This window comes from Brevibacterium sp. LAARM2_SD2, from assembly GCF_057364785.1.
The window spans coordinates 64616-79642 of record NZ_JBNFOM010000014.1 but is presented as its reverse complement, the minus strand read 5'-3'; the positions used below and the strand labels follow the sequence as shown (position 1 = coordinate 79642).

The following is a 15027-nucleotide window of genomic DNA, read 5'->3' as shown; positions in this document are numbered from 1 at the left end:
CCGATCCGGGCGCGGTCACTGTGCGAGAAGCCGGTGGCCGCGTTCGCACGTCCGACAGGCGGGCTCTCGACCTGTGGGCCGGTCCTCAGACCGCGGCGTCACTCAGCCCGTGACCTGCCTCAGCCCGTGACCGGAACGTCCTTCCTGATGTCGGCGAACAGCGTCGCGGCCTCGGGAGAGGGCACCACGCGGTTGGGATCCTCAGGGGCGGGCTGCCACGGCATCGTCACGACCGTGATCCGGTTCGCATCGACCTGCGCGAGGCGGGTGAAGACCGACGCCAGGGCCGCTGACGTGCCCAGGTCGCTGTCGACCGTGAGTGCCTCGGCAGCGGAATCGGCGAGGTCGAGGACCCGGTCCGGGCGGGTGAGGAGGTTCTGCTCCCTGACCCGGTCGACGATGGCGGCGATGACCTCCTGCTGGTGGGACAGGCGGGAGATGTCCGAACCGTCGCCGATCGAGTGCCTGGCCCGCGCCCAGGCCAGGGCCTGCCTGCCGTCGAGGACCTGGTCTCCCGCCGGCAGGTCGAGGTCGGCCGCGGTGTCCTTCATCGGCGCGTCGAGGCGGACGGGCAGACCGCCGATCGCGTCGATGACGGAGGCGAAGCCGTCGAAGTCGACGAGCGCGAAGTGCTGGATCGGCACCCCGGTGAGCTCTTCGGCCGCCTGCACCGAACACGCCGGTCCGGCGTTGAGCGCCGAATTGATCATCATCGTCGTGCCGGACGCTCGGCCGGTGCACTGCGGGGCCTCGACGAGGGTGTCGCGGGGAATCTGCACGGCGGAGATCCGCGAATCGTCCTGCGAGAGGTGAACGAGGAGCATCGAATCGCTGCGCTGGGCCCCGTCGTCCTTCCCGTAGCGCTCTGTGGTCAGTTCCCGCGAGTCGGAACCGAGGACGAGGATATTCAGCCCGGGCCCGTCCTCTTCGGCGAGCGAACTCGTCAGCAGCGGCTCGGTCCGGATCCTCTCCTCGACCCGGTTGAGGGCGATCACGGCGCTCCCTGCCAGCAGCAGGATCAGCGCCCCGCCGATGATCGCCGTCCTCCGCGTCCAGCGCAGCCGGCGCGATGACGAACGGCGGGGTGAACGGTGTGACGGTGGGCGATGGTCTGACATGGTCTCGTCCTTTCGCGGTGATGGTCGGGGCTGGTCAGCGCTCATAGCCGAGCGGTTTGACGGGCTGGCGCTGGACCCATTCCCAGGTCCTCTCCAGCCCGTCACGCAGGCTCGTCGTCGGAGCCCACCCGGTGAGCTCGCGGGCCAGCGAATTGTCGGAGAGCAGACGGTCGACTTCGCTGCCGGCGGGACGGATGCGCTCTGCGTCCTGCTCAAGGGCCACCTCGGCGCCGGAGATCTCGACCAGACGGGTGATGAGGTCGCCGACGGAGATCTCGTGTCCGGTCCCGAGGTTGAGGGTGCGACCGATGGCCGCGTCCGCGGCGGCGATCGCCATGAAGCCGGCCGCGGTGTCCGTGGCATAGGTGAAGTCCCTCGTCGGCGTCGTGGAGCCGATGCGCAGGGTGCGGGCTCCGGCATGGATCTGCCCGAGGATCGCCGGGATGACGGCGCGGGCGCTCTGCCGGGGACCGTAGGTGTTGAACGGTCGGCAGACGGAGACGGGGGTCTCGAAGCTGTGGAAGTACGACATCGCCATCATGTCGGCGCCGATCTTCGACGCCGAGTACGGTGACTGCGGCTGCAGCGGATGGTCCTCGCTGATGGGCACGGTGATCGCGGACCCGTAGACCTCGCTCGTCGACGTGTGCACGAGGCGGCGGACATCGTGACGGCGGACCGCCTCGGCGACATTGCGGGTCCCGGCGATATTGGTCTGCAGGTAGGAGTCGGGGGCGACGTAGCTGTACGGAATGCCGATGAGGGCGGCGAGGTGGAAGACCGTGTCCGCCCCGGCCACGACGCGCGAGACCTGATCGGCGTCCCGGATGTCGCCGCCGACGAGTCGGACGTCATCGAGGAGATGGGCGATGTGGCCGTTCTCGCCGTAGGGCTTGTAGTGGGCGAAGACGGTGACGTCCGCTCCGGCGCTGAGGAGCGATTCGACGAGGTGGGAGCCGATGAATCCCTCGCCGCCGGTGACGACGACGCGGCGGGAGGAGAAGAAGCTGGTGTCCATGATGAGTCCTGTTCTGATTCGTGATCGATGGTGCGGGGTGGGAAGGGGTGGGGCGGCGCAGAGCTCAGCGCCGCGGGGCGGGAAGGAGCGCGAGGAGCGAATCGGCCAGGGTGGCCGCCGCCCTCGCGTGGATCGAGTCGGCGGTGCCCCCGGCCGCCTCGCCGCGGTCCCTGTTCCGGAGTTCTCCGGTCCGGGCGAGGAGGTCGGTGATCGCCGCGTCGAGGCGGGAGGGGCTGAGCTCGTCCTCGGCGATGACGTCGGCGAGGCCCTGCGACCGCAGGTGGTCGGCATTGGCCTGCTGATGTCCGCCCGCCGAGGTGGTCAGCGGCACGAGGACCGCGGGAAGTCCGAGATGCTCGAGCTCCGCGACGGTCGAGGCGCCTGCGCGGGCGACGATGAGATCGGCGGCGGCATACGCGAGGTCCATGCGGGAGAGGTAGTCGACCGTCGTCACCGCGGTGGAGTCGACGTCCCTGGCGGCTGCGGCGCCGGTCTTGATGAGGAAGTGGATCCCCGGGTCGCCGTTCCGGGCGACTCCGAGCTCGAGTGCGGCGTCGTTGACGGCCTGTGCGCCGAGGCTGCCGCCGGAGACGAGCACGAGGACGCCGGATTCGGGCACCCCCAGCTGCTTCCGCGCGCGGGTGCGCAGCGACCGGCGGTCGAGGCCGACGAGCGCCGGATCGATCGGCATTCCGGTGATCGCCGCCGCCCGCTGCCCCGCTGTGCGCGACACGGCGGCGAACCCCGGGCGGCGGCGGTGCTGCTCACCGCCACCTGCGGCGCGAGGCGGGCTGCGGTGCGATTGGCGAGGCCGGGCACGCAGTTCGATTCGTGGACGAGGGCCGGCAGTCCGAGCAGCCGTGCGGCGATGAGCGCCGGCATCGACGGGTAGCCTCCGGTTCCGAGGACCGCCTCGACCCCGGCGCGGCGCAGGGCGCGAGCGCTGCGCATGACCGCCGCGGACAGCGTCCCCGGCAGGGTGAGGGCCGAACGCGGACCGGTGAGACCGTGGATGCGCGAGGTTTCGAGGTGATAGCCCGCGCGGGGACGATGCGGTTCTCCATCCGGTCGTCGCTGCCGAAGAAGATGACGTGATGACCGCGTGCCCGGAGTTCGTCGGCGACGGCCAGCCCGGGATAGATGTGTCCGCCGGTTCCGCCTGCGGCGATCGCGATGGTCCGGGGGCGGTCCGCGCTCGAGGTGCTGATGTGCCCGTCGTGCCGGGCGCTGCTGAGGATGCTCATGCCCTCAATGGTGGGAAGGGGACATAAGACGGATATAAGAGCAGCGGATGCGGCCGGTCCTACGATGGGGTGCATGAGAATTGCGATCGTCGATGACGAGCCCCGGATCGTCGAGGCCGTCTCCGCAGCGGTGGCACTCGCCGGGCATGAGACGCTGAGCGCCGGCAGCGGGGAGGACGCGCTCGTCCTCATGGCCGAGCACGACGTCGATGCTCTGGTCCTCGACGTCTCGATGCCGGGTCTGTCCGGGCTCGCCGTCGCCAGGGCGCTGCGCGCGGCGGGGGACCGGCTGCCGATTCTCATGCTCACCGCCCGCACGAGCGTCCGCGACCGCGTCGACGGTCTCGATGCCGGGGCGGATGACTACCTCACGAAGCCCTTCGACATGGAGGAGCTGCTCGCTCGCCTGCGCGCCCTGCTGCGCCGCGTCGACGATCCGGCCGCCGCGCAGCTGCGATTCGGCGATCTCGAGTTCGATCCCGGTGAGCGGACCGGTCAGCGGGGAGGTCGGCGGATCGACTTCACCGCCACCGAGGCGGCCATCCTCCGGCTCCTCATCACCGCCCCCGACCGGGTCTTCACCCGCGCGCAGATCGCCGAGGAGGTCTGGGACCGCACCTTCGACCCGGGATCGAATTCGCTGACCGTCTACATCGGCTACCTGCGGCGCAAGCTCAACGCCGACGGGGACGAACCGCTCATCCAGACGGTCCAGGGACTGGGCTACCGGCTGGGGGTGCGCGCATGAGGGTCCCCCTGCGCCGGCGCCTGGGGCTGACGCGCGCTCTCACCCTCACCGTCGCCGCGGTCATCGGCCTGCTGCTCGTCCTCGCCCTGCTGGGCGCGTACTGGCTCGTCTCCCGGGAGAGCTATCGGAGCCTCGACCTCACGCTCGTGCGGTCGGCGAATGCCGTCGTGCTCGAACAGCGGCAGGGTGAGGAGATCCCGACGACGACGGACTGCCGGTGGTTGGGCGCACCCGCGTGCACCGAGGTCGCCGTCACCGGTGACCCGGTCCCGCCCGGCGGTCTCGTCCTCCCCGACGACCGCGCCGCGATCGCCAGCGGCGAGGCGCCTCCGGAGTTCCACACCGAGACGATCGCCGGTGCGCACTACCGCCTCTACACCGCACCGCTGGCGGATCGGTCCGGCACCGTCACCGTCGCCTACCGGGCCGACAGCGTGGAGACCTCGCTGCAGCGCACACGGTGGCTGTTCCTCGCCCTCGGCGGAGCGAGCGTGCTCGCCAGCCTGCTCATCGGTGCGCTGGTGTCGCGCGCGCTGCTGCGGGATCTGCGGTCGGTGACCTCGACCGCCGAGGCGATCGCGGAGAGCCGGGACACCGAGCTGCGGCTGAATATGCCGGGCACCGACGAGCTGGCTCAGCTCGGACGGTCCTTCGATTCCATGGTGGCCGCGCTCGACACCTCGCTGCAGGCCCAGCGGCAGCTCGTCGCCGACGCGTCCCACGAATTGCGGACGCCGCTGACCGCGATCAAGGCCAACGCCCAGTTGGCGACGAACCCGCAGCTCGATCAGCGCCGCCGCGAGTCGGCCGAAGCGAACCTTCACGAGGCGATCGACGAGATGTCCGGTCTCGTCTCCGATGTGCTCGACCTGGCGCGCGGTGCCGAACCCGATCCCTTCGTCGAGCCCCTGCGCCTCGACGCCGTCGTGGAGTCGGCAGTGACCTCACTGCGCGCGGCCTGGCCGGAGCGCACGATCCGCGTCGACGTTCCCGAGGTCGTCATCGTCGGCAGCGAGCCGGATCTCGGGCGCTTGGCGGGCAACCTCGTCGCCAACGCCCTCAAGTACTCCCCGGGGGCCGTCGACGTCACGGGCGTGCTCTGCGGACCCGACGGGCACGCGGCCGCAGCCGACTCGGCGGACAGTGTGATGCTCCGGATCAGGGACGAGGGTCCCGGCGTCTCCGTTGAGCACCGCGAGCGGATCTTCGACCGCTTCTATCGCGCCCCGGACAGCGGAGGGCAGACCGGCTCGGGGCTCGGCCTCGCCGTCGCCCAGCAGATCGCGGCGGCCCACGGAACGCGCATCGTCGCTGACTGGCCGGCCGCGGGCGGCACGCTGATGAGCATTCGCTTCCCCCTCGCCGCCGTGTGAGACCGGTGCGGCCCTCAGCGGCGGGACGAACACCGAATCTCTCGCCGAGTCGTGCCAGATCTGCCAGACTGTTGGTATGAAGCCCGCCGACCGACTGGATATCGAGGCGATTCGTCGTGCGTGTGAGCGCTACGGCGTGAAACGGCTTCGGGTGTTCGGCTCGTATGCCACCGAGAAGTTCGATCGCGAAACGAGCGATGTCGACTTCCTTGTGGTCTTTCAACCCGGGCGTGAGAACGTCTACCATGACTACTTCGATCTGAAGTTCGAGCTGGAGAGAATCGTCGGCAGACGAGTCGACCTCGTAGTCGAGCGTTCTGTGAGGAATCCATTCTTCAGGGCATCCGCTTTCGCCAATGCACAGGACGTCTATGCGGCCTGAGGCAGGGGCGCACCTGTGGGATGCGGCGGACTCGGCCACGAATGTGAGGGACTTCGTCGACGGCAGGACCGAGACCGAGTTCAACTCCGACCTTGTCCTCCGGTCGGCGATCGAGCGTCAGCTGGAGATTCTCGGAGAGGCTCTGAATCGGCTGCGGAGGGACGACAGGGAGACGTCAGAGAGGGTGCCGGGACTCGAGAAGATCATCGGAATGCGGAACATCATCGCTCACGAGTACGGGAACATCGATTACGAGATCGTGTGGCGAGCATCGACGACCGATATCCCCGCGCTGGTCCCTCTACTCGTTGAACTTGTCGATGAAGCTCGGGGCGCTGCCGAAGCACAGTAGCTGAAATGACGTCATCGACCGGTTCGCGAAGTCGACGGTCCTGCCCACATGACTGTGGCGCTCACCGCCCCGGCTTGGTCCACTCGAGCGTGTACCTGAACCCGACCCTGTGCCGGAACCGCGCGCCGGGCAGGTGACGGCGGGCCGCCTCGGCGATCTCATCGAACGTCATCGTCGGATCCGTCACCGGGAACGGGTCGCGCGGACCCGCGGACGTGGGAGGGTTCCCGTCCGGTCCGCCGACCCGGTCGTCCCCTCGCCGAGGTGGGGCGTTCTTGACCATGCCGATGAGCGGGTTCGTCACGACCGAGATCCCCTCCCAGAGGAAGTCCCGGGGAGTCGCCGAGAGGGCGAGGCCGACGATGAGGAGCCGACCGCCGGGGGTCAGGAGGCGGGCCGCCTCGGTGAAGGTCTCCTCGACATCGAGGTGATGGAGCGCGGCGACCATCGTGATGAGGTCGATCGGCTCCGGTTCGGTGCCATGAGCTTCGGTGCCATGAGCTTCTGTCCCGGGATCGAGGTCGCGCAGCTGGGCGGCATCGATGGTGACGTTGCCCAGGCCCGCGCAGCGCCGGAGCGAATCAGCGCGCATCGCCGCCGAGGTGTCGGTGCCGTGGACGTGCCGGAACTCCCCGGCCAGTCGGGCCAGGAGTGCGCCCTGCCCGCAGCCGACCTCGATCGCACCGCGCCTGCGAGCAGGCAGGCTGGCAACGATCCATGGGTGGAAGTGGTCGTTGTGGCTCCACGGGAACCGGTCGTTGAGCCGTCGCAGCGTCCGGGCGAACGGGGTCACCGCCGCATCCGCGCCTTGACCTTGGACAGCAGCTCCGCCTCGGCGTTGGGCCCGGCCTTGACCCCACCGGGCAGACGGAACATGTAGAAGACGCCGACGATGAGCCAGGCGGCGAACATCACCCACGACTGCCAGGCCAGCTGCGCGGAGAACGGGGTGATCGGCAGGTAGAGGACGAAGAGGACGAGGGTGAGGATCGCCGAGATCACCCCGATGACCATGCCGCCGCTGCCGCGCCCGCCGATGCGCAGGGGACGGGCCATATCCGGTTCGTTCCGCCGCAGCACGATGAAGGCGAGGCTGACGAGGAAGTAGGCGATGACGATCGCCGGGGAGCCGGCGTCGACGATCCAGCCGAGCGCCGCCGCCCCGAGGAACGGGGCGAGGGCGGAGAGGACGCCGATGAAGATGATCGCGTTGACCGGGGTCCGGTACTTCGGGTGGAGCCGGCCGAACCAGGCGGGGATCATCCCCGCCACGGCCATCGCCCACATCAGCCGCGAGGAGCCCATGAGGAACGCATTCCACGAGGTGATGATGCCGGCCAGGCCGCCGGCGATGACGATCTGGCCCCAGACCGGGGAGCCGAACATCGCCGAGAGCGCATCGGCGGTGACGAGGTCGTGGGCGGTCAGCTCGGTGGCGGGGATCGCCAGCGACGTCATCCAGATGATGACGATGTAGAAGACGATCGCCATGAGCACCGAGATGACGACGAGCTTGCCGATCTTCGCCGCCGGCAGCTTGATCTCCTCGGCCGACTGGGGGATGACGTCGAAGCCGACGAAGAGGAATGGGACGACGGCGACGACGCCGATGAAGCCGGCCGCCCCGCCGGTGAACAGCGGTTCCGTGTTCGCCGGATCCCCGCCGACGATGCCGCCGGTGAGCAGGAGGAGGGCGACGATGATGAGGAACGAGACGACGAACGTCTGGACGAGGGAGGCAAGTCGGACGCCGCGGATGTTGATCCACGCGATGACGATCGCCGTGACCGTGCCGATGAGCGCCCACGTGAGGTAGACGTCCTCGCCGGCGATCGTCCACAGCTTGATGTACTCGAGGTCGGGGAAGAGGTAGAGCGCGGTCCGCGGGACGGCCACGGCCTCGAACATGACGACGCTGATGTATCCGCCGGTGATCGCCCACGACCCGAACAGCGAGATCTTCGGGCCCATCGCCCGGATGAGGTAGTTGTGCTCGCCGCCGGCATGGGGCATCGCGGCGACGAGTTCGGAGTAGACGGTGCCGACGAAGCACATGATGATGCCGCCGACGGCGAACGCGAGGATCGCCCCCAGGGTGCCCGCCCCGGTCAGCCATTCGCCGGTGAGGACGACCCAGCCGAACCCGATCATCGCCCCGAACCCGATGAACAGCGCATCCACCGTGCCCAGCGCCTTGACGAAGCCGTGCCCCCGGTCCTCGGTCTCTGTGTGCTGAGTGCTCATGACTCGCCTTCCTCATCGTCGGTCCATGCCCCACCGAGGTGGCCGGCAGCAGTGCCGATCCCGTGGGTATCTGCACAGTAACAGCACAGGGAGCGTCTACCCGGCGGTATGACAGGGATTTCCCACGTCCGCCGAGGCGGGTGCTAGATTTCCTCTGTGCACAGCACACATCGAAATGCGATCGTCCGAGTGGTCACGGGGTACCTGTCCGCGCTGATCGTCGGGGCCGGTCTCCTCATGACTCCCGCCGCGACCGTGGCGCCGGGCGGGATCTCCCTGCTGTCCGGACTCTTCACGGCGACCTCGGCGCTCAGCGTCACCGGCCTCGTCGTCCTCGACACCGGGCAGGACTTCACCTTCTTCGGCCAGCTCGTCATCCTCATCCTCATCCAGGCCGGTGGGCTCGGCGTCATCCTCCTCACCACGCTGCTCGCCCTTGTCATCGCCGGCGCGCCGGACTCAAGCTGCGGCAGTCGGTGGCCTCGGAGACGAAGAGCTCCGACATCGGCGGCGTCATGCCGATGGTGCTGCGCATCACCGCGCTGACGCTGAGCACCGAATTCGTCGTCGCCGTCCTACTCTACCTCCGGCTGCGCTGGTACTACGGCGAGGCGAACGGCGACGCCGTGTGGAGCGCGATCTTCCATGCCGTCTCCGCGTTCAACAACGCCGGCTTCGGCCTCAACCGCGACAACCTCATGGCCTACGTCGCCGATCCGTTCATCACCGGACCCATCGCCCTGTCCGTCATCCTCGGCGGCCTGGGCTACCCCGTGCTCATCGAGCTCTTCCGCAAGTACCGGTTCCCGCTGACGTGGAGCATGACGACGCGCGCCGTCGTCGTCGTCACCCCGATCCTGCTCATCTCCGGCACGATCTTCATCGGCGCGATCGAATGGAACAATCCCGGCACGCTCGGCCCCCTCGACTGGTGGGGCAAGATCCAGCCGCGGCCTTCCAATCGACGATCACCCGCACCGCGGGATTCAACACCATCGACATCGGGCAGATGCACCCGGCGACGTGGTTCGGGATGGACATCCTCATGTTCATCGGCGGCGGTCCCGCCGGCACCGCGGGCGGTGTGAAGATCACGACCTTCGTCGTGCTCGCGGCGATGACGTGGACGGAGATCAGCGGCGGTCGCGCCGTCAACCTCTTCGGCCGTCGGGTCTCCCGCTCGGTCCACCGCCAGGCCACGACCGTCATCGTCCTCGGTCTCGGCCTCATCGTCGTCTCGACGATGGCGATCATGCTCGATGCGCAGGAGCTCGGGTTCGACCGGATCCTCTTCGAGGTCGTCTCGGCGTTCGGCACCGTGGGCCTGTCGACCGGGATCACCGCGCAGCTGCCGCCGTTCAGCCAGGCCGTCCTCATCGTCACGATGATCTTCGGTCGCCTCGGGCCCGTCACCGTCGCCTCGGCGCTGGCCCTGCGCAACCGCCCCATCCGCTACGAACTGCCGAAGGAGCGCCCGCTCATCGGCTGATCGCGCTCGCCTCCACTGACACACGTCCGCATCGCAAGGAAAGGACACCGCAATGAATGAGAAGACCTGGCTGGCCCGCTCCGCCGCCTTCTTCGCCGGCGACTCCGAGCCGATGGCCGAAGCCGGGGCGGTCGCCGTCATCGGCCTCGGTCGCTTCGGCGGCTCGCTCGCGCTCGAGCTCGCCAAGCACGGAGTCGACGTCATCGGCATCGACAACGACGAGGCGGTCGTCGCCGAATACGCGGACAGGCTCGCGTTCGCGACGCGAGCCGATGCCACCGACGAGGTGGTCCTCCGTCAGCTCGGCATCGACGAGGTCAGCCGGGTCGTCATCGCGATCGGCAGCGACCTCGAGGCGAGCATCCTCGCTGCCTCCCGCATCCTCAAGATCGGCTGCCAGCACATCTGGGCCAAGGCGATCAGCGAGACCCACGGCGAGATCCTCCACCAGCTCGGGATCAAGAACGTCATCCGGCCCGAGAACGACATGGGGCGCCGGCTCGCGCACCTCATCCGCGGCCACATCTCCGACTTCCTGCCCATCGACGACGACTTCGTCCTCGCTCGCACGACTCCGCCGGTGCGCGTCGCCGATGTGCCGCTCGCGAGCCTCGGCGTGCGGGCCACGTACGGGGTGACGATCGTCGCGGTCAAACGGGCCGGCAGCAGGCAGTGGGACATCGCCGACCGCGACATGACCCTCTACGCCGACGACGAGATCCTCATCGCCGGCCACCCCCGTGAGGTCGAGCGGTTCAGCGAACTCGACAAGGATACGGACAACTGAGACTCGGGGTGGGGTGAGGCCGGTGCCTCGCGTGGGGCGAAGCCGCTCGGGTGGGGTGGTCAGAAGTCCCGTCGCCGCAGCCGCCACGCGGCGAGGATCCAGCCGATCGCCACCCACGCTGCGAGGACGATCACCGCTGGGACGATGCCGAGGAACTCCGTCGACCCCGCCTCGGCGGCACCGCTGATCGTGTGGACGGCGGCCAGGGGCAGCACGGGCGCAACGACCGCGGCAGCGCCGGCCGGCAGCCAGCCGGCGAGCATCGAGGCGACGATGAGGCCGAGCGCGCCGAGGACGCCCGCCGCCATCGACCCGAAGGCGAAGGCGGCGAACGCGGCGAGCAGAGCGAAGACCACGGGCATGAGCGCGCTGCCGAGGAGCAGCCGGAGATGCTCGGGTGAGACCGCCGCAGTCAGGGTCTCCGACCAGCTCGCACCGGTCAGCGTGGCCGCGAGGGCGACGGCGACAACGGTGAGGGCGAGTGCCGCGATCACCGCGGTGAGCACGGTGACTGCGGCGATGACGAGGGCCTTGGCGGTGATGACCGCGGAGCGGCGGGGCAGGCGCAGGAGCGCCTCGGTGATCGCGCCGGTGCGGAACTCGATGCCGACGAACCACGCGGCGAAGACGACGAGGACGATCGCCGCGACATCGACGCCGAGCACGCTGGCGGTGAGGACATCGGTCAGCGGGGCGCGGTCGAGCGCCGTTCCCTGCGTGACGGGGAAGCTGAGGATGAAGACGGCGGCGGAGACCGCAGCGAGCACGACGGCCGTGCCGCCGAGCATGCGCGGGGCGCGCAGGGCCTGCAGCTTCGCCCATTCTGCCGATGCGGCGCGGGCTTGCGGGGTTGTCGACATTCAGCGTGCCTTCCGGGTGGTGGTGAGACGGAGGAAGACCTCTTCGAGGCCGGGTTCGTCGAGGCGGAGCTCATCGAGGTCGACGCCGAGGCGGACGCTGTCGCGGAAGATCTCGCGCGGTTCGGCGTCGGCGATGACCGCGCCGGTTCCGTCCGGGGTCGGCGTGCTCGGTCGGCCCGCCGCCGCTTGGCTGGCCAGCAGGGCAGAGAGATCGGGACCGCGGACGACCACCCCGGCCTGTGCGTGGGAGACGAGGTCGGCGAGCGGGAGGTCGGCCACGAGGCGACCGGCGCGGATGATGACGACGTGGTCGGCTGTGAGCGCCATCTCGGTGAGCAGGTGGCTGGAGAAGAGGACGGTGCGCCCCGAGGCGGCGAAGCGCTTGAGGAACGTCCGCATCCACGTGATCCCCTCGGGGTCGAGGCCGTTGAGCGGTTCGTCGAGGAGGAGCACCTGCGGGTCGGTGAGGATCGCGGCGGCGAGGCCGAGGCGCTGGCGCATGCCGAGCGAGAGCGCGGAGATGCGACGGGTCGCTGCGGACTCGAGCCCCACCTCGGCGAGGACGGCGGCGATTCTCGTCGTGCGCTCGTCGCCGGTCAGGCCCGAGAGCCGGGCCGCCCACTCGAGGTGCGCGTCGACGGTGAGGCCGGGCAGGAGGCGTTCGGTGCCGAGCAGCGAGCCGGCGACGGTGGCGGGGTTGGGGTGATCGCTCAAGGGTGCACCGGCGACGAGCGCGGTCCCCGCGTCGGGAGCCGTCAGCCCGAGGATCATCTGCAGGGTCGTCGACTTCCCGGCGCCGTTGGGGCCGAGGAAGCCGGTGACGTGGCCGGGCATGACGTCGAAGCTGAGATCGTCGACGTCGGTCGCCGTCCCGAAGCGCTTCGTCAGACCGCGGACGCTGACACCCGCATCGTCGTTTTGCAATATGTTCATACCGCAATAGTGATACAAGTTGATCGTATTGTAAAGTGGCGGAATGCCGAAGATCGTCGACCATGCCGCCCGCCGCACCGAGATCGTCCACGCGCTGTGGCTCGTCATCTACACCCGGGGGATCGATGCGGTGACCTTCAGGGCCGTCGCCGATGCCGCGGGGATCTCGATCGGTCGCGTCCAGCACTACTTCCCGTCGCGTGAGGCGCTCGTCCTCGAGGGGTGCCGGCAGCTCGTCGCCGGGGCCGAGATCGACGACGAGGTCGAGGCCGTTGACGAGGCCGGGGACGTCGCGGGAACCGATCCGGTCGATGCCCTGCGGACGTTCGTGCGCGCCTTCATCCCCGCTGGTGAGGCGATGCGGGTGGGGGCGTCGGTGTGGTTCACGTATGTCGCGAAGGCCGTGGGCGACCCGCTCATCGCCGAGATCGTCGTCGACAACGATCGGCGGACGGCGGAGGCGGCGACCCGGCGGGTGGCGCGGGTGCTCGCGCGGGGGAGCAGGTCCGGGCAGGTCGCGTTGGGCGCTGAGTCGGCAGAGTCAGCCGCCGAGGCGGCGGTGCGGCTCGTGGCGCTCGCGAAGGGTCTGGCTCAGGACGTCATGCTCGAGGTGCGGACCCCGGAGGCGGCCTACGACATCCTCGACCGCGAGATCGCCGGCATCGCCACCGCCTCGGCGCAGGACTGAGCCGACGAACGGCGCCGTTCGTCAGCTCAGTCAGAGGTGAAGTGTGGTGTCAGTCTCCGAGGTCGACGACCTCGAATTCGAGGAGCTCCGCCGCGCTCGAGACGGGTGCCTGACCGTTCGACTCGTGGGCCGAGGATCGGTTGGCCTTCCAGTTCTCGAAGTCCTCCTTCGTCGCCCACTGCGTGTAGACGAAGTAGCGGTCGCCGCCGGCCGTGGGACGCAGCAGCTGGAAGCCCTCGAAGCCGGGCGCGCTGTCGACGGAGTGCTTGCGGGCGGCGAAGCGCTTCTCGAGTTCCGGGCCGGCGTTCTCGGGAACCGTGAGGGTGTTGATGGCGACGACGGACATATCTGCTCCTCCGTGGGGTCGGCGATGAGTGTCTGTCCTCCCGACCCTACGACCGCACCCTGGATCCACGCTGGGTTGTCCGGATGCGGTCGCCGTGCGTCTCGCGCCGACTCCACGCGCTGACTCTCACGGGGTGGTGCGTGCGGCGCCGATGCCCGGGTCGATCTGCACGGGGCCGTCGGAGTTCGGTGTGACGTCGAAGTCGAAGATCGCGGTGGGCAGGTAGACCGTGGCGCACGAGTTCGGGATGTCGACGACCCCGGAGAACCGTCCCTCGATCGGGGCGGCGCCGAGCAGCAGGTACGCCTGCTCGGGGCTGTAGCCGAACTTCGTGAGGTAGTCGATCGCGTGGAGGCAGGCCCGCTGGTACGCCAGCTGCGAGTCGAGGTAGCGCTGCTCGCCGTCGAGGGTGACCGAGGTGCCGGAGAACGCCAGCCACTCCGAGTACTGCGGGTCGGAGTTGCCGGGCTGGAAGATCGCGTTCTCGCTCACCCCGTAGGTGTCCATGCCGCCCTTGATGAGGTCGACGCGCAGATCGATGAATCCGCCCATCTCGATGGCGCCGCAGAACGTGATCTCACCGTCGCCCTGACTGAAGTGGAGGTCGCCGACGGAGAAGTTCGCACCGTCGACGAAGACCGGGTAGAACACCCGGGTGCCCTTCGTGAGGTTCTTGATGTCCTGGTTGCCGCCGTTCTCCCGAGGCGGGGCCGTGCGGGCGCCCTCACCGGCGACCCGGTCGAAGTCCTCCCCGGTCAGCGACCCGAGGATCGCGCCGTTGGGCTCGGGCGGCAGGGCCAGCGGTGGTTCCCGATCGGGGTCGGTGGCGATGAGCGCGGCTTCACGGGTGTTCCATGTCCCCAGCAGATCGGCGCTCGGGGCCGTGCCCATGAGGCCGGGGTGGACGATTCCGGTGAAGGACACGTGCGGGACGTGGCGCGACGTCGCCGTGCCGCCGGAGAAGTCCCAGCACGCCTTGTAGGCATCGGGGAACTGGTCGACGAGGAACGAGCCGCCGTTCTCCTTCGCGAAGATCCCCGTGTAGCCCCAGCCCTGCCCGGCGAGCGGACCCTCCTCCTGCGGGATCGGTCCGACGTCGAGGATGTCGACGATGAGCAGGTCACCGGGCTTCGCCCCTTCGACGCCGACCGGTCCGGAGAGGGCGTGGACGATGTCGACCGGCGCATCGCGGACGTCATCGGCGCTGTCGTCGTTCTTGATGAACCCGTCGAACCATTCCCGGCAGTCGAGCCGGAACGATTCCCCGGGCTTGACGTGGACGGCCGCGGGAATGTCCGGGTGCCAGCGGTTGTGGCCGGTGATCTTCTGGTCGGTGAACGGCTTGGTCGAATCGAGGGGAAAGATGACGTCTGGCATGGCGTGTCCTTTGCGTGGAGTCGACAGTGACGGGCGGCGGTGCAGGACGGTGCTGATGGAGCAGCTGG

At 69.2% G+C, this 15027-nt stretch carries 18 protein-coding genes and 2 pseudogenes; 9 read left to right on the top strand and 11 right to left on the bottom strand.

Annotation, left to right across the window (positions count from 1 at the left end; translation table 11 throughout):
• Positions 1–119 precede the first annotated feature (119 nt).
• The 5 genes and pseudogenes from AC2W7K_RS10595 to AC2W7K_RS10575 all read right to left on the bottom strand — a co-directional run.
• Positions 120–1118, bottom strand: a complete 999-nt coding sequence (locus tag AC2W7K_RS10595; protein ID WP_211978322.1) for an LCP family protein — start codon at positions 1116–1118, stop codon at positions 120–122.
• Between the two features lie 34 nt (positions 1119–1152).
• Positions 1153–2136 carry an SDR family NAD(P)-dependent oxidoreductase gene (locus AC2W7K_RS10590; protein WP_211978321.1) on the bottom strand — a complete coding sequence of 328 codons (984 nt, stop codon included), beginning with the start codon at positions 2134–2136 and terminating at the stop codon, positions 1153–1155.
• A gap of 64 nt (positions 2137–2200) precedes the next feature.
• Positions 2201–2869: a UDP-N-acetylglucosamine--N-acetylmuramyl-(pentapeptide) pyrophosphoryl-undecaprenol N-acetylglucosamine transferase gene (locus tag AC2W7K_RS10585; protein ID WP_486006127.1), complete on the bottom strand. Its 669-nt coding sequence runs from the start codon at positions 2867–2869 to the stop codon at positions 2201–2203.
• 47 nt (positions 2870–2916) lie between these two features.
• Positions 2917–3114: pseudogene (locus AC2W7K_RS10580) on the bottom strand (glycosyltransferase); the annotation flags it as partial.
• 53 nt (positions 3115–3167) lie between these two features.
• Positions 3168–3380: pseudogene (locus AC2W7K_RS10575) on the bottom strand (glycosyltransferase); the annotation flags it as partial.
• 73 nt (positions 3381–3453) lie between these two features.
• Here AC2W7K_RS10575 and AC2W7K_RS10570 point away from each other — a divergent pair.
• The 4 genes from AC2W7K_RS10570 to AC2W7K_RS10555 all read left to right on the top strand — a co-directional run bounded on the left by AC2W7K_RS10570 (position 3454) and on the right by AC2W7K_RS10555 (position 6235).
• The gene (locus AC2W7K_RS10570; RefSeq protein WP_211978319.1) at positions 3454–4128 is read left to right on the top strand and encodes a response regulator transcription factor; all 675 of its coding nucleotides are present in this window, start codon (positions 3454–3456) and stop codon (positions 4126–4128) included.
• Positions 4125–5501 carry a sensor histidine kinase gene (locus AC2W7K_RS10565; protein ID WP_211978318.1) on the top strand — a complete coding sequence of 459 codons (1377 nt, stop codon included), beginning with the start codon at positions 4125–4127 and terminating at the stop codon, positions 5499–5501. The genes AC2W7K_RS10570 and AC2W7K_RS10565 overlap by 4 nt, the downstream gene beginning before the upstream one ends.
• A 76-nt stretch (positions 5502–5577) precedes the next feature.
• Positions 5578–5883, top strand: a complete 306-nt coding sequence (locus AC2W7K_RS10560) for a nucleotidyltransferase family protein (RefSeq protein ID WP_211978317.1) — start codon at positions 5578–5580, stop codon at positions 5881–5883.
• A gap of 43 nt (positions 5884–5926) precedes the next feature.
• A complete protein-coding gene (locus tag AC2W7K_RS10555) occupies positions 5927–6235 on the top strand; it encodes a HepT-like ribonuclease domain-containing protein (RefSeq protein WP_211978316.1) in 309 nt (102 codons plus the stop codon).
• A 61-nt stretch (positions 6236–6296) separates the two neighbouring features.
• Here AC2W7K_RS10555 and AC2W7K_RS10550 read toward each other — a convergent pair whose 3' ends face one another.
• Positions 6297–7028, bottom strand: coding sequence for a class I SAM-dependent methyltransferase (locus AC2W7K_RS10550; RefSeq protein WP_211978315.1), 732 nt, complete (start codon positions 7026–7028; stop codon positions 6297–6299).
• Positions 7025–8479, bottom strand: coding sequence for an APC family permease (locus tag AC2W7K_RS10545; RefSeq protein ID WP_211978314.1), 1455 nt, complete (start codon positions 8477–8479; stop codon positions 7025–7027). Before AC2W7K_RS10545 ends, AC2W7K_RS10550 begins: the two co-directional genes overlap by 4 nt.
• Positions 8480–8668: 189 nt before the next feature.
• Here AC2W7K_RS10545 and AC2W7K_RS10540 point away from each other — a divergent pair, with 189 nt between their 5' ends.
• The 4 genes from AC2W7K_RS10540 to AC2W7K_RS10525 are packed head-to-tail and all read left to right on the top strand — an operon-like array spanning position 8669 to position 10755.
• Positions 8669–9025 (top strand): hypothetical protein, encoded by a 357-nt coding sequence (locus AC2W7K_RS10540; RefSeq protein ID WP_486006126.1) that lies wholly within the window; start codon positions 8669–8671, stop codon positions 9023–9025.
• Positions 8956–9567 carry a potassium transporter TrkG gene (locus AC2W7K_RS10535; RefSeq protein ID WP_486006125.1) on the top strand — a complete coding sequence of 204 codons (612 nt, stop codon included), beginning with the start codon at positions 8956–8958 and terminating at the stop codon, positions 9565–9567. The genes AC2W7K_RS10540 and AC2W7K_RS10535 overlap by 70 nt, the downstream gene beginning before the upstream one ends.
• Positions 9474–9968: a potassium transporter TrkG gene (locus AC2W7K_RS10530; protein ID WP_486006131.1), complete on the top strand. Its 495-nt coding sequence runs from the start codon at positions 9474–9476 to the stop codon at positions 9966–9968. The genes AC2W7K_RS10535 and AC2W7K_RS10530 overlap by 94 nt, the downstream gene beginning before the upstream one ends.
• A gap of 52 nt (positions 9969–10020) precedes the next feature.
• Positions 10021–10755, top strand: a complete 735-nt coding sequence (locus AC2W7K_RS10525; protein WP_198500354.1) for a potassium channel family protein — start codon at positions 10021–10023, stop codon at positions 10753–10755.
• 59 nt (positions 10756–10814) lie between these two features.
• On the opposite strand, the gene AC2W7K_RS10520 is transcribed toward AC2W7K_RS10525, so the two are convergent.
• Positions 10815–11615, bottom strand: coding sequence for a hypothetical protein (locus AC2W7K_RS10520; RefSeq protein WP_211978313.1), 801 nt, complete (start codon positions 11613–11615; stop codon positions 10815–10817).
• Positions 11616–12548 carry an ABC transporter ATP-binding protein gene (locus tag AC2W7K_RS10515; RefSeq protein WP_211978312.1) on the bottom strand — a complete coding sequence of 311 codons (933 nt, stop codon included), beginning with the start codon at positions 12546–12548 and terminating at the stop codon, positions 11616–11618.
• 43 nt (positions 12549–12591) lie between these two features.
• Here AC2W7K_RS10515 and AC2W7K_RS10510 point away from each other — a divergent pair, with 43 nt between their 5' ends.
• The gene (locus AC2W7K_RS10510) at positions 12592–13236 is read left to right on the top strand and encodes a TetR/AcrR family transcriptional regulator (protein WP_211978311.1); all 645 of its coding nucleotides are present in this window, start codon (positions 12592–12594) and stop codon (positions 13234–13236) included.
• Between the two features lie 49 nt (positions 13237–13285).
• Here AC2W7K_RS10510 and AC2W7K_RS10505 read toward each other — a convergent pair whose 3' ends face one another.
• Both AC2W7K_RS10505 and fmdA read right to left on the bottom strand, forming a co-directional pair.
• Positions 13286–13582: an antibiotic biosynthesis monooxygenase family protein gene (locus AC2W7K_RS10505; RefSeq protein ID WP_211978310.1), complete on the bottom strand. Its 297-nt coding sequence runs from the start codon at positions 13580–13582 to the stop codon at positions 13286–13288.
• Positions 13583–13708: 126 nt separating this feature from the next.
• On the bottom strand, positions 13709–14959 hold the full coding sequence (fmdA, locus tag AC2W7K_RS10500) for a formamidase (RefSeq protein ID WP_211978309.1): 1251 nt from the start codon (positions 14957–14959) through the stop codon (positions 13709–13711).
• Between the last annotated feature and the right edge of the window lie 68 nt (positions 14960–15027).

Bases quoted from the DNA above. Each gene is read 5' to 3' on its own strand.
- AC2W7K_RS10595 (WP_211978322.1), bottom strand. From the start codon at position 1,118: ATGTCAGACCATCGCCCACCGTCACACCGTTCACCCCGCCGTTCGTCA.
- AC2W7K_RS10590 (WP_211978321.1), bottom strand. From the start codon at position 2,136: ATGGACACCAGCTTCTTCTCCTCCCGCCGCGTCGTCGTCACCGGCGGC.
- AC2W7K_RS10570 (WP_211978319.1), top strand. From the start codon at position 3,454: ATGAGAATTGCGATCGTCGATGACGAGCCCCGGATCGTCGAGGCCGTC.
- AC2W7K_RS10565 (WP_211978318.1), top strand. From the start codon at position 4,125: ATGAGGGTCCCCCTGCGCCGGCGCCTGGGGCTGACGCGCGCTCTCACC.
- AC2W7K_RS10560 (WP_211978317.1), top strand. From the start codon at position 5,578: ATGAAGCCCGCCGACCGACTGGATATCGAGGCGATTCGTCGTGCGTGT.
- AC2W7K_RS10545 (WP_211978314.1), bottom strand. From the start codon at position 8,479: ATGAGCACTCAGCACACAGAGACCGAGGACCGGGGGCACGGCTTCGTC.
- AC2W7K_RS10525 (WP_198500354.1), top strand. From the start codon at position 10,021: ATGAATGAGAAGACCTGGCTGGCCCGCTCCGCCGCCTTCTTCGCCGGC.
- AC2W7K_RS10520 (WP_211978313.1), bottom strand. From the start codon at position 11,615: ATGTCGACAACCCCGCAAGCCCGCGCCGCATCGGCAGAATGGGCGAAG.
- AC2W7K_RS10515 (WP_211978312.1), bottom strand. From the start codon at position 12,548: ATGAACATATTGCAAAACGACGATGCGGGTGTCAGCGTCCGCGGTCTG.
- AC2W7K_RS10510 (WP_211978311.1), top strand. From the start codon at position 12,592: ATGCCGAAGATCGTCGACCATGCCGCCCGCCGCACCGAGATCGTCCAC.
- AC2W7K_RS10505 (WP_211978310.1), bottom strand. From the start codon at position 13,582: ATGTCCGTCGTCGCCATCAACACCCTCACGGTTCCCGAGAACGCCGGC.
- fmdA (WP_211978309.1), bottom strand. From the start codon at position 14,959: ATGCCAGACGTCATCTTTCCCCTCGATTCGACCAAGCCGTTCACCGAC.